The organism is Micromonospora sp. WMMC264, assembly GCF_027497275.1.
Classification (GTDB): domain Bacteria; phylum Actinomycetota; class Actinomycetes; order Mycobacteriales; family Micromonosporaceae; genus Micromonospora; species Micromonospora chalcea.
The window spans coordinates 1,078,742-1,094,209 of record NZ_CP114907.1 but is presented as its reverse complement, the minus strand read 5'-3'; the positions used below and the strand labels follow the sequence as shown (position 1 = coordinate 1,094,209).

The following is a 15,468-nucleotide window of genomic DNA, read 5'->3' as shown; positions in this document are numbered from 1 at the left end:
CGCAGCCTCAGTCGCCGGCGGCGCGGCGGCGCGCCTCGCGCAGCTTCATGGCGTGTTCCAGCAGCGTGATCAGCACCTCCTTGGCCGACTCACGCTTGCGCGCGTCGCACAGCACCACAGGTACGCCCGGGTCCAGGTCGAGCGCCGCCTGCACCTCGTCGAGCCGGAACTTCTTGGCCCCCTCGAAGCAGTTCACCGCCACCACGAACGGCGTGCCGCGCCCCTCGAAGTAGTCGATCGACGGGAAGCAGTCCGCCAGGCGGCGCGTGTCGGCGAGCACCACCGCCCCGAGCGCGCCGAGCGCCAGCTCGTCCCAGACGAACCAGAACCGGTCCTGCCCGGGCGTGCCGAACAGGTAGAGCACCAGGTCGTCGCTGATGGTGATCCGGCCGAAGTCCATCGCCACGGTGGTGGTCGACTTCTCCTCCACGCCGGACAGGTCGTCGATGCCGATCCCGGTTTCGGTCAGCACCTCCTCGGTGCGCAGCGGCTTGGTCTCGCTGACCGCGCCCACCATGGTGGTCTTGCCGACGCCGAACCCGCCCGCGATCAGGATCTTGATCGCGGTGGGCAGCGGCCCGGCGCCCGCCGGCCGCTCAGAGCGCCCGTAGTCCATTGATAACCGCCTCGAAAACGTGCTCGTCGGGAAGGCCGGCGGTGGTCGCGCGCGGCTCGCGTACCTGCACCAGACTGCGGGCGGCCAGGTCTCCGAGGAGGACCCGGACCGTGCCCACCGGCAGGTCGAGATGGGCGGCGATCTCGGCCACGGAGAGAATCCGCTGGCAGAGGCCGACTATCGCCACGTGCTCCGGGCCCAGCCCGGACTCCGACCCGACATCCGTGCGGGTCGCGGTGACCAGCGAGATCAGGTCGAACGTGCCGGTCACCGGGCGGGCCCGGCCGCCGGTGACCGCGTACGGGCGCACCACCGGGCCGGCGTGGTCGTCCACCCACTCCTGCTCCGCGGACTCCCCCCGGCCGGTCATCGTGCCGCGTTCTCGCCGAGGGGCTGTTCCCGGGTCGGTGACGCGACGAACCGGCCGACCCGGGTGACGAGCATGGCCATCTCGTACGCGATCAGGCCGACGTCCGCGTCCTCCGAGGCCAGCACCGCCAGGCAGGCGTTACGCCCAGCCGCTGTGACGAACAGGAAGGAGGACTGCATCTCGATGATGGTCTGCTGCACCTGCCCGCCGCCGAACCGCTTGCCCGCGCCACGGGCCAGGCTCTGGATGCCCGCCGCCATGGCGGCCAGGTGCTCGCCGTCGTCCCGGCTCAATCCGCGGGACGAGGCCATCAGCAGTCCGTCGGTGGAGAGCGCCACGGCGTGCTCCGCCTGCTTGACCCGGCCGACCAGGTCATCCAGCAGCCACGTCAGATCCGCGCTCGAAGCCGTCTTCTGCGCCACTCGTCGTCCTCTTCTTTCCGGCTGTGTGCCGTCAGCTTCCGGTTTCCGTCGCGTCGACGTCCCGGTCAGGTAACCTGCTCGTCCGCGTCGGCCGGCGCACCGCCGGCCCCCTGAGCCCCGCCGAGCAGGCGCGCGGCATCGGTACGGCCGCGTCGGGTGCCGCTCTGGTAGGAGCTCATCATCCGGCGCACCTGCTCCGGTGCACGCGCCGTGTCATCGTCGGCGGCGTCGTCGTCCGCCTCGGTCTGGTCGTGCCGCAGTTCCGGCGCGAGGCTGGCCTGGCGTACCCGGACCGGCAGTCCCGCGTCGGTGACCGGCGTCGTCTCCGCCTCGGTCTCCGGCTCCGTCGCCGGCGACGCCTCCGCCGCGTCGGTCGTGGCGGCGGGCCGCCGCTCCACCACCGCCAGCTCCGTGGTGGGCCCGGCCACCGCGGGCTGCCGCTTGCGGGTACGCGCCGGCAGCCCGGACGGGGTCAGCCGGGGCGCCCGCGTCACCGGCTCCGGCACCTGCGGGGCGGGCTCGGCCGGCTGGTCCGGTTCGGCGGCGCCGTCCGGGCCGGACGGGATCGCCGGCCCGTCGCCGGCCGGAGTGCTCCGCACCGGGTCCGGCGCGGGCGCCACGGGCAGGGCCGTCCCGGGTGCGGGAAGGGCCTCGGCCGCGTCGGCGCCGTCAGCGGTGATCAGTTCACGCGGGATCAGCACCACGGCGGTGGTCCCGCCGTACGCGGATTCCTTGAGCTGCACCTTGACGCCGTGCCGCTCGGTGAGCCGGCTGACCACGAACAGGCCCAGCCGGGCGGCGTCGGCCAGGTTCAGCTCGGACCGGTCGACGATGCGCGCGTTGGCGGCGGCCAGCTCGTCGGGGCTCATGCCGAGGCCCCGGTCCTCGATCTCGATGGCGAAGCCGTTCGCCACGAGCTGACCGCGAACCTCGACAGTGGTCTGCGGCGGCGAGAAGGAGAGCCCGTTCTCGATCAGCTCGGCCAGCAGGTGGATGACGTCACCGACGGCGCGACCGGTCAGCGACACCTCGCCGAGCGGGCGCACCGTGACCCGGGTGTAGTCCTCGACCTCGGCTACCGCGCCGCGGACCACGTCGACCATCGGCACGTTGCGCCGCCAGGCCCGGCCGGGCGTGGAGCCGGAGAGCACGATCAGGTTCTCCGCGTTGCGCCGCATCCGGGTGGCCAGGTGGTCGACCCGGAACAGGTCCTCCAGCTCCTCGGCGTCGTGTTCCCGGCGTTCCATCGCGTCCAGCAGCGTGAGCTGCCGGTGCACGAGCGCCTGGGTGCGCCGGGCCAGGCTGAGGAAGACGTCGCGTACGCTGCGGCGCAGCTCGGCCTGCTCGACGGCGGTGCGGACGGCGGTCTCCTGCACGACGTTGAACGCCTTGCCCACCTGGCCGATCTCGTCGTCGCCGAACTGCAACGGCGGCGCCTCGCGGGCGACGTCCACCTCGTCGCCGCGGCCCAGCCGCTCCACCACGCTCGGCAGCCGCTCGTGCGCCAGGTTGAAGGCCGCCTCGCGCAGCCGTTCGAGCTGCCGCACCAGCGACCGGGCCGTGGTGATCGAGACGACCACGGAGGCGATGACGGCGAGCAGGCCGAGACCGGCGGCGAGCACCAGCCGCACGATGACGCCGATCGCTACCGGCATCGCCCGGGACACGATGTCCTCGCCGCCGGCCAGGATCACCCCGCGCAGGTCGGCCATCGCCTGCTCGGCGGCGGCCTGCCACGCCGCTGCGGTCACCGGCGGGCGCACGTCGGCGCCCTTGGCCGCGAGGACCCGGTCCTGAAGGGTCTGCAACTGCTGGAACGCGTCGCCCTCGACCATCCGCTCGAAGCGTGCGCGGTCGGTCGGGGCGAGCTCCCGGGCGGTGCGGTCGGCGAGGAACCACTGCGCGCCGACCAGGCGGGCGAACGCGGTCTGCTCGGCCACGGTGATCCGGTTGGCCGCGATCGCACCGGTGATCAGCGCGTCCTGTTGGGACAGCAGCTCCCGGGACCGGTTGAGGTCGATGAGCGCGGCGGTGTCCTTGGCGATCTCGTCGTCGTCGAGGCCGCCGAGCGCGTCGAAGACGGCGAAGATCGCGTCGACCGCCTCGTCGTACGCGGTGAGCGTGGCGGTGCGGTCGATGGTCTTGCGGCTGACGTCGGCGCGTACCTGGCCGATCTGGTCCAGCTCGGTCTTCAGCTCGCCGAGCCGCTGCATCAGCTCCTCGCTGGCCGGGATCTCGGTACGCCAGTCCTGCACCGAGCGCCACAGCGCGGTGGCGGTCTCGTCGGTACGGGCGCGCTGGGCGTCCAGCTCCCGCAGCCGGCCCGGATCGGACTCGCCCAGATAGCGCAGCGACAGCCGCCGCTCGGCCTGCAGCTCCTGCAGCAGCGGGTCGCTCGGCTCGAAGACGCGCGCGTTGAGCGTCTGCACGCCGAGCAGGTTGAACCCGTCCCGCACGGTCACCCACGCGGCGAACGCCCAGAGCGCGGTCAGCGACGCCAGCAGCGCGATGATCTTCGTACGGAGATTCGTACTGCGGGAACCCATCACACCGTCCTGGCCCGGTCTACGGTCGGTCCGAAATCCGATCGACTCCGGCGCACGCTAGCAGCCGTCGTGAACTCCATTCAAGCGATCCTGATCATGGTGGGTCCGGCCTCGACGGCGCGGCCGGAGGCCGCCAGCACCGCCGCGCGCACGATCTGCGTCGGGCGGTAGAGATCCTTGTCGTGCCATAGTGCCGGTTCGTCGTCGCATCCGTCCAGCTCGGACAGTCGACGGCGTCCGCGGGCGAGCGCCGCGGCGATCCGCGCGTCCCCGGAACGGCCTGCGCCGGCCAGTGCGAGCACCGCGTACGCGGTCTCCTCGGCGGTGCCGTGCCACAGTCCCCAGGAGCCGTCCGGGCGCTGCGTGTCCAGCAGCCAGGCGACGCCCCGCTCGACGGCGGCACGCGCCGTGCCGTCGGGCGCGTGGTCGGCCAGCGCCAGCAGCACCGCGTACGTGGCGTAGCAGGCCGAGGCGTGCCAGCGGTCCTCCCAGCGCCCGTCCGGCTGCTGCCGCTCCACCAGCCACTCGGTGACCCGGCGGCGGGCGCCGGTGACGCCGGGTCCGCTCGGCTGCTCGCCGAGCGCGTCGAGCACGTGCGCGTTAGTGGTCAGCGACGCGCCGTCCTCCCCCGGCCAGGTGCAGAAGTGCCGCCCGGTGTCGAACCCGGCCAGCGGCCCGACCCCGGGGGCGCGGCCCAGCCGGGCCAGCGCGTAGAGCGCGACAGCTGTGGTGTCCGCGTCGGCGGGCAGGCCGGGCGCGGTGGCCGCGCCGGACGGGCCGACGGCGGCGCGCAGCTCGGTGAGCACCGGCTCGGGCGCGCCGACCGGCACACCGGCCCGGACCAGGATGCCGAGCACCCAGGCGCGCTCGAAGACGGTGATCGGGCTGGCGCAGGGCACCGGGCCGGGCCGGGCCACCGCGCGCAGGTAGTCCAGCGCCGCTCCGGGCTCCGGACGGCCCAGCCAGGCGGCAGTGGCGGCCGGGGAGGCGCCCACCGCGCCGCTGGCCGAGGGACGCACGCCGGCCGCCCGGTACGCCAGCTCACCGGCGACCTCCAGCGCGTGCGCCAGCTTCTCCGGCACGGGCCGCCCGGCGGCCAGCAGCGCGCGTACCCGGGTCAGGCGGGCCGGGTCGAGACCGGCCGGCAGCGGCAGGCGGGGCCGGCCGGCCCACTCGGCCAGCCCGGGTGGCGGCCCGGCCGGTCCGGTGAGGTGCCGGTCCACGGCGGTGAGCAGCGCGGGCACGATCAGGTCGGTGGCCGGCAGGTCGGGCGGGGCGTCGCCGCGCAGCGCGCCGGACAGGAACGTCAGGCCCCGGTGGGCCGCGGCGGCCGGCACGGCGGCCGGGCCGTCGCGGCGCAGCACGGTCAGCAGCGCCTCGACCGCGCTCAGCGTCGGCACCAGCGCGTACCCGCCGGGACCGCCCCAGCCGCCGTCCGGCCGCTGCCGGGCCAGCAGCCAGGCCAGGCGCCGGTCGTGGCCGTCCAGCCAGGGCGCGAGCGCGACCAGCCGGGCGGTCTCGTAGACCGACGGCGACGTCTGCCCGGCCGGCTCGCCGGTGAGCGCGGCGACCAGGTCGTGCGCGGTCCCGGACCGGGTGGCGGGCACCGATCCGGCGGTGAGCGTCACCGCACGCCCCAGAAGTCGGTGTTGCGGTAGAAGCCGGTGGTGAAGCCGAGCTGCCGGGACAGGAAGTCGGCTTCCCGGGGCGCCTCACCGGCCAGCTTCGCCAGCCGGACGCGGCAGTGGTCGACCTGCTCGGCGAACCGCCGCTCGACCTCGGCCGGGTCGTCCACCAGCAGCAGCGCGTTGAGGTCGCCGGACTCGGCGTCGCGGCGGTGGGTGCCGAGGTCGTTCACCAGCCGCAGGGCCCGCTGCACCTCGTCGCTGACGGCGACCGCGTGGTCCATCGCCTCGGCGGTGGACACCGATCCGGTGTGGATCCAGTGCGCCACGTTGACCACTGTGGCGGCGAGGTTGTCGGCGTTTGCGAGGTAGTCGGCGAGCGTGGCGCGGCCGGTGCGCCGCCAGTCCCACTCGCGGGCCATCGCGTCGAGCGTGCGTTCCATCGCCGCACGCCAGTGGCCGCGCAGCACCGGGTAGCCGGGCGCGGCGGCCACGTCGTCGCGCAGCTCGGCCAGGAACCGGCCCAGTGGGTCGTCGGTGCCGGCGCCGTCGAGCACGTCCAGGCAGACGCCGGTGATCCGGTCGACCTCGGCCCGGCTGGTGGCCTGGTGGTCGACCAGCCAGTCCACGGCGAAGCCCCAGAGCACGGCGCGGTTGGTCACGGCCAGCTCGGCGGCGCTGTGCCAGGGGGCGCTGAACGCCATCGCCTGGGCGATGCTGCTGAACAGCGTCGCGTCGAACGGGTCCGCGGGGAACAGCTCGGGGTGCGCGGCGGCGGCCCTGCGCAGGCCGCGCTGGCCCTGCGCGGCGAGCGCGCAGACCCGGCCCTGCTCCGCGGCGACGGCGAGTGAATCCGGTGTCGGCCCGTCGGTCATGCCCGCTCCGCCCGCCCGGCCGCGACGAGTGTCAGCTCCACCCGCTCGCGCGGCCGCAGCGCCGCGGCCAGCCGCAACCCGGGTACGCCGGGGCGATGCAGCCGGAACCGGTAGCGGCTGAGCATGGTGGCGAGGATGAGCTGCGCCTCCAGGTAGAACAGGTACATGCCGAGGCACTGGTGCGGCCCACCGCCGAACGGGAAGTGGGCGTACCGGTGCCGGGCCCGGACCCGCTCGGGCCGGAACCGTTCCGGGTCGAACTCGTCCGGGCGGTCCCAGAACTGCCGCATCCGCTGGGTGATCAGCGGGCTGACCGCCATCGTCGCGCCGGGCTCGATCGGCACGCCGTCGATGACGTCCCCGGCGACCGCGCGGCGCGGGATGATCCACCCGATCGGGTAGAGCCGCAGCAGCTCGTCCAGCACCATCCGGGTGTACGTGAGCCGGCTCAGGTGCTCGCGGCGTACCGGCTCGCCCCCGACCACCTCGTCGATCTCGGCGTAGAGCCGCTCGGCCACCTCTGGGTGCTGGTCCAGGTGCGGCCAGGCCCAGGTCAGCACGTTGATCGTGGTCTCGGTGGTGGCGGCGAACATGGCCACTGTGTCGTTGCGGACCTGCCGCTCGTCGAGCTGCCGCCCGTCGTCGGTGCGGGCCTGCCAGAGCGTCGAGATGACGTCGTCGCCCTGGTCGGCGGACTCGCGGGTCTCGCGGACGATCGGCACCAGCACGTCGTCCACGATGCGTACGGCACGGGCGAACGTGCGGTCGCCCGGCATCGGCAGCGACAGCGGCGCGAACGGCACGATGATGCGGGGGATGACGGCGGTGGCGATCCGGTCCTGCGCCTCGATCACGCGCATCGCGTCCGGCACCGAGATGCGGTCGGCGAAGAGCACCTTCATGATCGCCCGGCTGACGATGCGCGCCTGCTCCACGCCGATGTCGACCGGACGGCCGGCGCGGGCCGGCTCGTCCAGCTCGTCGACCGCGTCGCGGATCGCGTCGGCCATGCCGTCGACCAGCGCCTCGACCCGTTTGGCGGTGAACATCGGCTGGAGCATGCGCCGGCTGGCCGACCAGATCTGCCCCTCGCCGAGGATGCCCTCGCCGAACAGCCGCTTGACCGGACGCCAGAACAGCCCGTCGCCTGCTCGTTCGTAGTTGTCCGCCCGGTCGCGCAGGACGTGCTGCACGTGCTTGGGGTGGGTGACGAGGTAGGGGCGGAACGAGCCGAGGTTCAGCCGGACCAGTTCACCTTCGGTACGGTTGCCGATGTCGATGAGCGCCCGGGCGGGGTCGCGGAGCACCGCCGGCAGGATCTGCCGCAGCGGCACGGTTCGGGGTCGGCCGGTGGGTCCCGGTGTGTCCGTTGGTTCGGGCACCTGAACGCTCCCTCGGTTGACTCAGGGTCGCGGCTTCGTATCGACCCGTGACGTTGCTCGCGAGCATGCCATCCTGAGCCGCAGATCAAAAGGCAGGTCGGAGGATATTTCACGTAACAACAATCTCTTTGTCGAGAATGGAGCCCGTGGGATGTGCGTCACTCCCGTACACAGTGGTGGTTGCGGAGCGCGAGCAGCGCTCACCTATCGCGGACGCCGGCAGAACGCGGGCGCGGACCCGTCCGCTGTGCCAAGCTTCGGGCATGGACGACAAGACCATCCTGAGCCGGATCTCGGAACTCGTCGACGAGGAGCACCGGCTGCGGGCCGACGCGCAGCAGCACGAGTCCGGCACCGACGACGAGGCCCGGGAGCGGCTGCGGGCCCTGGAGGAGTCCCTGGACCAGTGCTGGGACCTGCTGCGCCGTCGCCGGGCCGCGCGCCAGGCGCACGGCGACCCGGACGCCCAGGGCGAGCGCCCGGTGCCGGAGGTCGAGCGCTACCTGCAATGACCCGCACGGGTGGGCGTCCCGGGCGGCTCGACCACCCGGGACGCCCGCCCGTCAGCGGATCCCCGCCTCCCGCAGCAGCGCCTCGGTGAGCGCCTCCGGATCGGTGACGGTGGCCGGCATCCCGCGGGCGGCGAACCAGGCGGCCACCACCCGCACGTCCCGGCCCAGGAACTCGCCGCCCTGCGGGTTGGCCACCACGTCGACCACCTGCGGCAGGTCGATCATCACCAGCCGGCCCGCGTGCACCAGCAGGTTGTACGGAGACAGGTCGCCGTGGGCGTACCCGGCCCGGGCCAGCACGGTGAGCGCCTCGACCAGCTGATCCCACAGGTCACGCAGCTCGGCGGCGTCGGGCCGGACCTGCGCCAGCCGTGGCGCGGCCTCCCCCGCCTCGGCGTCGCCGACGAACTCGAGCATCAGCTCGGTGCCGAGCAGCTGCACCGGATAGGGCACCGCGATCCGCCCGGAGGCGGCGCCGATCTCCCAGAGCTGGGACAGCGCGGCGAACTCGGCCGCCGCCCACTGCCCGGCGATCATCTGCCGGCCGAACGCGGTCCGGCCGGTCATCGCCCGCATCTCCCGCGACCGGCGTACCCGGCGGCCCTCCAGGTAACCGGCGTCGCGGTGGAAGAGCCGGTGCTGGGCGTCGCGGTACCGCTTGACCGCCAGCAGGCACGAACGGTCGGTGTCCGGCACGGCGCGGCGGACCAGGTGGACGTCCGCCTCCTTGCCGGTCTTGAGCACCCCCAGCTCGGTGTCCCGGGCGGCCAGTTCGGTGACCAGCCAGTCCGGGTACGGCTCGGGGCCGTGGACGGCCCGGTCCCAGGAGGACCAGCTGTCCTCCGCGTCGGGCTCGGCGTCCGGGTCGGCGAGGGCCGGCGTGGGCCGCCCCCGCTTCAGGAAGTCGGTTTCGTCGTCGTCGAAGCGGCTCTTGCCGCGGCCACGGCGCTGCGGCGCCGGGAAGTCGTGATCGCGCACGGGTGGATCTGTCCTTCGATCGAGGCTGGTGGAGGCAGGTGGTACGACCCTGCGAAAACGGCCATGACCGACCTCCTCTCCTCGACCGGGCACCCCCGGCTGCGCACTCGCGCGGCACCATGCTCGTACGCGCCCCGGCGCGGGTCAACGGATTTCCGCGCGGTGCCGCCGCGCTGCCTGCCGGCCCGCGCCGCCGGTCAGCCGGCCAGCACTGCGGCGACGGCCGCGATCAGCCCGTCCTCGATCCGGGTCGGCGCGAACCGGGGGTCCGACCAGCGGCGCCCCCGGTGCAGCCAGACACTGGGCAGGCCCACCGCGGTCGCGCCGCCGATGTCCGCCTCCGGGCTGTCGCCGACCACCCACGCGCCGCGCAGCGGCATCCGGGCCCGCTGGGCGGCGAGCGCGAAGATCCTCGGGTTCGGCTTGCTGACGCCGGCCTCCTCCGAGATCACCCAGTCGGCGACGTAGCGGTCCAGGCCGGTCTTGCGGATCTTGGCGTCCTGCTGACGGGACGCTCCGTTGGTGACCACCACCGGCACCCAGCCGGCGTCGGCGGCGATCCGCAGCGCGCAGGCCACCAGCGGATCGAGCCGCATGTGCGCCACCACGCCGTCGTGCAGCTCGTCCACCAGGTCGATCGAGGGGATGCGCAGCGCGTACCGGTCGCGGATCGCGTCCGCGACGTCCCACCGGTTGGTCAGCCCGTCGGCGTCCACCGACACCAGCCAGTCGAGGTCGGCGGGCGGCGCGCCGATGCCCGCCAGGAAGCGTTCTCCCCAGACACGGAACGGCCCGTCGCGGTCCAGCAGGGTGTTGTCCAGATCGAGCAGGAGCAACGGCACTTGGGCACCCTACGGGAACGCTCGGAGCACCGACAGGGCCCCGGGCCCAGCCACGGTCAGGCGACGAGCGCCGTACGGGCCGCGCCGGCGTCCGCCGGCCGGTCGAGCAGCATGGTGTGCGCCGCGCGGGTGGCCGCCAGCGCTTCCGGGTCCAGCGTCGCCACCAGCACGTCCTCTCCGGTGTCGGCGCCCCGCGCCAGCGGCCGGCCCTCCGGGTCGTACACCGCCGCGCCGCCGTTGAACCGCCAGGGGTCCGCGCCGCCGACCGCGTTGGCGAACACGACGTACATCGTGTTGTCCAGCGCCCGGGCGGCGTAGTAGAGGTCGCGGCGGTGCGCCGAGCCGGCCAGGTAGCCGCTCGGGCAGAGGTACCCGTGCGCGCCGTCCCCGGCCGCCGCCCGCGCGTGCTCCGGGAAGCAGCCGTCGTAGCAGACGCCCAGGCCCAGCCGCCACGTGTCGACTTCGAGCGTGGCGCCCCGGCGGCCGGCGTCGAACAGCTCGCGCTCGCCGCTCCAGAGCTGCTGCTTGTCGTACGCGGCGGTGACCGTGCCGGCCGGGTCCACCACGAGCGAGGAGATGGTGCGCCGCCGGTCGGGGTGGCGGACGGCGGCGCCGATCACCACTGCCGCGCCCGCGTCGGCGGCGGCGGTCCGCAGCGGGTCCAGCCGGGGGTCGGCGACCCGGCCGTCGGCGTCGGCGGCCACGTCGGTGCCCTCCGGGTCGGCGCCCAGCGTCGGCGGGTGGTACGCCGGCAGGAACAGCTCGGGCAGCACCACGACCCGGGCGCCCTCGGCCCGGGCGACGAGGCGGGCGGCGGCGCGGGCGTTGCCGGCGACGTCACCGGGGACGGGCTGGGCCTGGACGGCGGCGACGGTGAGCGGGCGCGCGGGAAGGGCGGTCACACGCCGATCCTAACCATCGGACGCGGCCGGATGATCTTCCGAATCCGCATCTCAAGCCGTACGTACGGTTTGCATCACGCGGTTCCACCTGCGACGATCCGTTCGTGCCCAGAGTAAGTCAGGACCAGCTCGACGCGCGCCGGCAGGAGATCCTCGCGGCGGCGCGGGCGTGTTTCGCCCGGCACGGCTACGAGGGCGCCACAGTGCGGCGGCTGGAGGAGGCCACCGGCCTGTCCCGGGGCGCGATCTTCCACCACTTCCGGGACAAGGACTCCCTGTTCCTCGCCGTCGCCGAGGACGACGCCGCCGCCATGGTGGAGACGGTCGCCCGCAACGGCCTGGTGCAGGTCATGCGCGACCTGCTGGCCCGGGCGGTCTCGCCCGACACGACCGGCTGGCTCGGCAGCCAGCTGGAGGTCTCGCGCCGGCTGCGTACCGACCCGGCCTTCGCCAAGCGCTGGGCGGAGCGTTCCGAAGCCATCGCCGCGGCGACCCGGGAGCGCCTGGTACGCCAGCGCGAGGCCGGCGTGCTGCGCGACGACGTCCCGATCGACGTGCTGGCCCAGTTCCTGGAGCTGGCCTACGACGGCTTGGTGCTGCACCTGGCGATGGGCCGCCCGGCCGGCGACCTGGCCCGGGTGCTCGACCTGGTCGAGGAGGCGGTGCGCCGGCACTGAGCCCGCCGGTCTCGGTCCGGTAACTGCGCCGCTCCAGGAGATCGACTCTGGCGCGCCTGCTCCACAATGAGCCGCGACCCCTCCTCGCGACAGGAGCAGACGATGACCCCCTCCGACACCTGGGGCATCCCCGGCCCCGTATTCCTGCGCTGGTACCTCCTGCTCGCCGTCGTCCTGGTCATCGGCGCGATCGTGTACCGGCGTCGGATGCTGGCCGGCACGCCGGTGACCGATCACGGCGCGCTGGGTCCGCAGCAGGTCGCCTACCTCAACGGCGGCGACCAGCTCGCCGTCTGGGCCACGCTCGGCGCGCTGCGCCACGCGGGCGCGGTCGGCGTACGACCCGACCGGCGGCTCACCACCGGCGGTCCGCTGCCGGCCGGGGCCACCCCGCTGGACCAGGCGGTCCACCACGCGGCGAGCCGCGGCCTGCGGACCCGGGACCTGGCCGCCGACGAGTGGGTGCGGCGCGCGCTCGACGAGCTGCGCGACGGCCTGGTACGCCGGGGCCTGGCCCTGGACCAGGAGCGGCGCCGGACGCTGCGGCGCGGCGCGCTGCTGATCGGCTTCCTGCTGGCAATTGGCGTCGTGCGTGCGATCTCCGGCCTGCTCAACGACCGGCCCACCGGCTGGCTGCTGCTCAGCCTGTTCCCGCTCGGCCTCGCGTTCCTGCTGCTCAACCGCGTGCCCTGGCGTACCCGGGCGGCCACCGCCGCGCTGAACGACATGCGCCGCCGGCACGCCTGGCTGCGACCGGCCGCCTCCCCCGCGTACGCCACGTACGGCGCGACGGACGTGGCGCTGGGCGTGGCGCTGTTCGGCACCGCCACGCTCTGGACCATGGATCCGGGCTTCGCCGAGCAGGCCGAGATCCAGCGGCAGGCGATGGGCAACGTCGGCGGCGCGAGCTCCGGCACCTCCTGTGGAGGCGGCGCCTCCACGTGCGGCGGTGGCAGCTCCTGCGGCGGAGGCGGTGGCTGCGGCGGAGGCGGGTGCGGCGGATGAGCGGCCCGTCCGGCGTCGGCATCGGCTGGCGTCCCGAGATCGCCGGTTTCGTGGCCGGGCTGCCGGGCCTGCGTTTCGTCGAGGTGGTCGCGGAGGCGGTCGCGCCGGCCGGGCCGCTCCCGGACGGGCTCGCCGAGCTGCGCGGACGCGGCGTCGATGTCGTACCCCACGGGGTGCGGCTGTCCCTCGGCGGCGCGGAACCGGTCGATCCGGCCCGGGTGGCGCACCTGGCCGCGGTGGCCGCGGCCCTGGACGCGCCGCTGGTGAGTGAGCACATCGCGTTCGTGCGGGCCGGCGGTCTGGAGGCCGGTCACCTGCTGCCGCTGCCGCGCAGCCGCGAGGCGGTCGCCGCGGTGGTGGCGAACGTGCGGCGGACGCAGGCGGAGCTGCCGGTGCCGCTGGCCCTGGAGCCGATCGCCGCGCTCTTCGACTGGCCCGACGACGAGCTGGACGAGGCGGACTTCCTCACCGAGATCCTCGACGCCACCGGCGCGCTGCTGCTGCTCGACGTCGCGAACGTGCACGCCAACGCCCGCAACCGGGGCGGCGAGCCGACCGCGCTGCTGGACCGGCTGCCGCTGGAACGCATCGCCTACGCGCACGTCGCGGGCGGCGCCGAACACGGCGGCTTCTACCACGACACGCACACCGACCCGGTGCCCGCCGCCGTGCTGGACCTGGTCCGCGAGCTGTGCCGGCGGCACCGGCCGCCCGCGTTGCTGCTGGAACGCGACGGGCACTACCCGCCCGCCGCCGAGCTGCGCGCGGAGCTGGACGCGCTCGCCGCCGCCTCCGGCCACCCGGCGGTCACGTGAGCGGCGACCTGGCGGCCCGGCAGGCCGAGCTGGTCGCCGCGCTCGTCGCCGGTGGACCGCTGCCGCCCGGCTTCGCACCGGCCCCGGTCGAGGCGGCCCGCCGGGCGCTGCTGCGCAAGCGGGCCGCGGACGTGGCCCGGCACTGGCCGCTGCTCGCCGCCGGCCTCGGCGCGCACTGGCCGGCGACGTTCACCACGTGGGCGGGCGGACGCCCCTCGAACGGCTCCCTGCGCGACGGCTGGGACCTGGCCCGCGAGCTGCGCGACCGGGGCACGCTGCCGCCGCTGGGCGCGGAGGAGCTGGCCGCGCGCGAGGCCGCGAGCCGCTACGACGGCCACCGCCCGCCCCGGCCCCGCCGGATGCCGGCCGTCGCCCGGGCCGGCGGCGCCGTCGCGGCCCAGTTCGCCGGCCGGGTACGCCTGCTGCGGCCCGCCCCGCGCTGACACGCGCCCCCGGGTACGGCAGGATCGGGCGTATGGATCTCGGACTCGCCGACCGGGTGTACGTGCTGACCGGCGCCTCCGGCGGCCTCGGCTTCGCCACCGCCGAACAACTCGTCGCCGACGGCGCCCGGGTGGTCATCTCCGCGCGTACCCCGGAACGGGTGGCCGCCGCGATCGAGGCGCTCGGCGACCCGCAGCGGGCGATCGGGCTGACCGCCGACCTCGCCGACCCCGCCACCCCGGAGCGGCTCGTCGCCGCCGCCCGCGAACACTTCGGCCGCCTCGACGGCGCGCTGATCTCGGTCGGCGGCCCGCCGCCCGGCACCGCCGCCACCGTCACCGACGAGCAGTGGCGCGAGTCGTTCGAGACGGTCTTCCTGGGCAGCGTCCGGCTCGCCCGCACGGTGGCCGGCGCGCTCACCGACGGCGGCGCGATCGGGCTGGTGCTGTCCACCTCGGTACGCGGACCGCTGGCCGGCCTCGGCATCTCCAACGGGCTGCGACCGGGCCTGGCCGGCGTGGCCAAGGACATGGCCGACGAGTTCGGCCCGCGCGGCGTCCGCGTGGTCAGCCTGCTACCCGGGCGGATCATGACCGACCGCAACCGGGAGCTGCTGGCCGGTTCCGGCGATCCCGAGCGCGCCCGCGCCCAAGCGGAGGCGGCGATCCCGCTCGGGCGAATCGGCGACCCGGCGGAGTTCGGCCGGGTGGCGGCGTTCCTGCTCTCCCCCGCCGCCGGGTACGTCACCGGGGTGACCGTCCCGGTCGACGGCGGCGCGCTGCGCGGGCTGTGACAGTGGCCGCTGTGGTGGGCCGGGCGCCCGGGGCGGTGGGCCGGTGAGCGACCGACGGCGCCCGGGCGGTGGGCGGCCCGAGGCGGCCCCGGGGCCGGGCACGCCCGCCCGGCGGCACCCACGCCCCAGCCGCGAGCAGCTCGCGGCGGCGGCCGACCGGCTGCTGCCGGACGTCATCGCGCCCGGCCTGGACGTGCTCTTCGTCGGCATCAACCCCGGTCTGTGGTCGGCGGCGACCGGCTGGCACTTCGCCCGTCCGGGCAACCGGTTCTGGCCCGCCCTGCACCGGGGCGGGTTCACCCCGCGTCTGCTGCACCCCAGCGAGCAGGACCTGCTGCCCGCACTCGGCCTCGGGATCACCAACATGGTGGCCCGCGCCAGTGCCCGCGCCGACGAGCTGACCGCCGCCGAACTGGTCGACGGCGCGGCGACGCTCACCGCGAAGGTCGAGCGGTACCGGCCGCGCTGGGTGGCGGTGGTCGGCGTGACCGCGTACCGGATCGGGTTCACCCGGCCGAAGGCCGGCTTCGGGCCGCAGCCCGAGACGCTCGGGCCGGCCCGGCTGTGGGTGCTGCCCAACCCGAGCGGCCTGAACGCCCACTTCACCCCGGAGACGCTCGGCGCCGCGTTCGCCGAGCTGCGTGCCGCGGTCGCCGCGGGTTAG

17 protein-coding genes are annotated in these 15,468 nt (G+C 75.0%); 7 read left to right on the top strand and 10 right to left on the bottom strand.

Features of this window, described 5'->3' with window-relative positions; genetic code table 11:
* Positions 1-7 precede the first annotated feature (7 nt).
* The 7 genes from O7542_RS05180 to O7542_RS05150 all read right to left on the bottom strand — a co-directional run bounded on the left by O7542_RS05180 (position 8) and on the right by O7542_RS05150 (position 7,788).
* Positions 8-616 (bottom strand): ATP/GTP-binding protein, encoded by a 609-nt coding sequence (locus O7542_RS05180; protein WP_043329666.1) that lies wholly within the window; start codon positions 614-616, stop codon positions 8-10.
* Entirely contained in the window at positions 597-986 is a 390-nt protein-coding gene (locus O7542_RS05175; RefSeq protein WP_030503284.1) for a DUF742 domain-containing protein, read from the bottom strand. Before O7542_RS05175 ends, O7542_RS05180 begins: the two co-directional genes overlap by 20 nt.
* On the bottom strand, positions 983-1,408 hold the full coding sequence (locus O7542_RS05170) for a roadblock/LC7 domain-containing protein (RefSeq protein WP_030503283.1): 426 nt from the start codon (positions 1,406-1,408) through the stop codon (positions 983-985). Before O7542_RS05170 ends, O7542_RS05175 begins: the two co-directional genes overlap by 4 nt.
* 65 nt (positions 1,409-1,473) lie before the next feature.
* Positions 1,474-3,954: a nitrate- and nitrite sensing domain-containing protein gene (locus O7542_RS05165; RefSeq protein WP_064445323.1), complete on the bottom strand. Its 2,481-nt coding sequence runs from the start codon at positions 3,952-3,954 to the stop codon at positions 1,474-1,476.
* An 80-nt stretch (positions 3,955-4,034) separates the two neighbouring features.
* The gene (locus O7542_RS05160; protein ID WP_113972472.1) at positions 4,035-5,582 is read right to left on the bottom strand and encodes a prenyltransferase/squalene oxidase repeat-containing protein; all 1,548 of its coding nucleotides are present in this window, start codon (positions 5,580-5,582) and stop codon (positions 4,035-4,037) included.
* Complete coding sequence (locus O7542_RS05155; protein WP_281605769.1) at positions 5,579-6,454, bottom strand: terpene synthase family protein; 876 nt, start codon at positions 6,452-6,454, stop codon at positions 5,579-5,581. Before O7542_RS05155 ends, O7542_RS05160 begins: the two co-directional genes overlap by 4 nt.
* Positions 6,451-7,788, bottom strand: coding sequence for a cytochrome P450 (locus O7542_RS05150; protein WP_176722849.1), 1,338 nt, complete (start codon positions 7,786-7,788; stop codon positions 6,451-6,453). Before O7542_RS05150 ends, O7542_RS05155 begins: the two co-directional genes overlap by 4 nt.
* 311 nt (positions 7,789-8,099) lie before the next feature.
* Between O7542_RS05150 and O7542_RS05145 the strand changes: the two genes are divergently transcribed.
* Positions 8,100-8,348 carry a DUF2630 family protein gene (locus O7542_RS05145; RefSeq protein WP_030503278.1) on the top strand — a complete coding sequence of 83 codons (249 nt, stop codon included), beginning with the start codon at positions 8,100-8,102 and terminating at the stop codon, positions 8,346-8,348.
* A 51-nt stretch (positions 8,349-8,399) separates the two neighbouring features.
* On the opposite strand, the gene O7542_RS05140 is transcribed toward O7542_RS05145, so the two are convergent.
* From O7542_RS05140 to O7542_RS05130, 3 genes are all read right to left on the bottom strand, one after another.
* Complete coding sequence (locus O7542_RS05140) at positions 8,400-9,326, bottom strand: RIO1 family regulatory kinase/ATPase (RefSeq protein ID WP_064445320.1); 927 nt, start codon at positions 9,324-9,326, stop codon at positions 8,400-8,402.
* A 197-nt stretch (positions 9,327-9,523) separates the two neighbouring features.
* Positions 9,524-10,168 (bottom strand): HAD-IA family hydrolase, encoded by a 645-nt coding sequence (locus tag O7542_RS05135; protein WP_030503276.1) that lies wholly within the window; start codon positions 10,166-10,168, stop codon positions 9,524-9,526.
* Between the two features lie 56 nt (positions 10,169-10,224).
* Positions 10,225-11,070 carry a carbon-nitrogen hydrolase family protein gene (locus O7542_RS05130; RefSeq protein WP_281605768.1) on the bottom strand — a complete coding sequence of 282 codons (846 nt, stop codon included), beginning with the start codon at positions 11,068-11,070 and terminating at the stop codon, positions 10,225-10,227.
* 104 nt (positions 11,071-11,174) lie between these two features.
* Here O7542_RS05130 and O7542_RS05125 point away from each other — a divergent pair, with 104 nt between their 5' ends.
* From O7542_RS05125 to mug, 6 genes are all read left to right on the top strand, one after another.
* Positions 11,175-11,747, top strand: a complete 573-nt coding sequence (locus O7542_RS05125) for a TetR/AcrR family transcriptional regulator (protein WP_030503274.1) — start codon at positions 11,175-11,177, stop codon at positions 11,745-11,747.
* Between the two features lie 102 nt (positions 11,748-11,849).
* Complete coding sequence (locus O7542_RS05120; protein ID WP_043329655.1) at positions 11,850-12,752, top strand: TIGR04222 domain-containing membrane protein; 903 nt, start codon at positions 11,850-11,852, stop codon at positions 12,750-12,752.
* Positions 12,749-13,567: a DUF692 domain-containing protein gene (locus O7542_RS05115; protein ID WP_069089139.1), complete on the top strand. Its 819-nt coding sequence runs from the start codon at positions 12,749-12,751 to the stop codon at positions 13,565-13,567. Before O7542_RS05120 ends, O7542_RS05115 begins: the two co-directional genes overlap by 4 nt.
* The gene (locus tag O7542_RS05110) at positions 13,564-14,010 is read left to right on the top strand and encodes a hypothetical protein (protein WP_281605767.1); all 447 of its coding nucleotides are present in this window, start codon (positions 13,564-13,566) and stop codon (positions 14,008-14,010) included. The genes O7542_RS05115 and O7542_RS05110 overlap by 4 nt, the downstream gene beginning before the upstream one ends.
* 32 nt (positions 14,011-14,042) lie before the next feature.
* Positions 14,043-14,804, top strand: coding sequence for an SDR family oxidoreductase (locus O7542_RS05105; RefSeq protein WP_043329653.1), 762 nt, complete (start codon positions 14,043-14,045; stop codon positions 14,802-14,804).
* A gap of 43 nt (positions 14,805-14,847) precedes the next feature.
* Positions 14,848-15,468 carry a G/U mismatch-specific DNA glycosylase gene (gene mug, locus O7542_RS05100; RefSeq protein ID WP_064445315.1) on the top strand — a complete coding sequence of 207 codons (621 nt, stop codon included), beginning with the start codon at positions 14,848-14,850 and terminating at the stop codon, positions 15,466-15,468.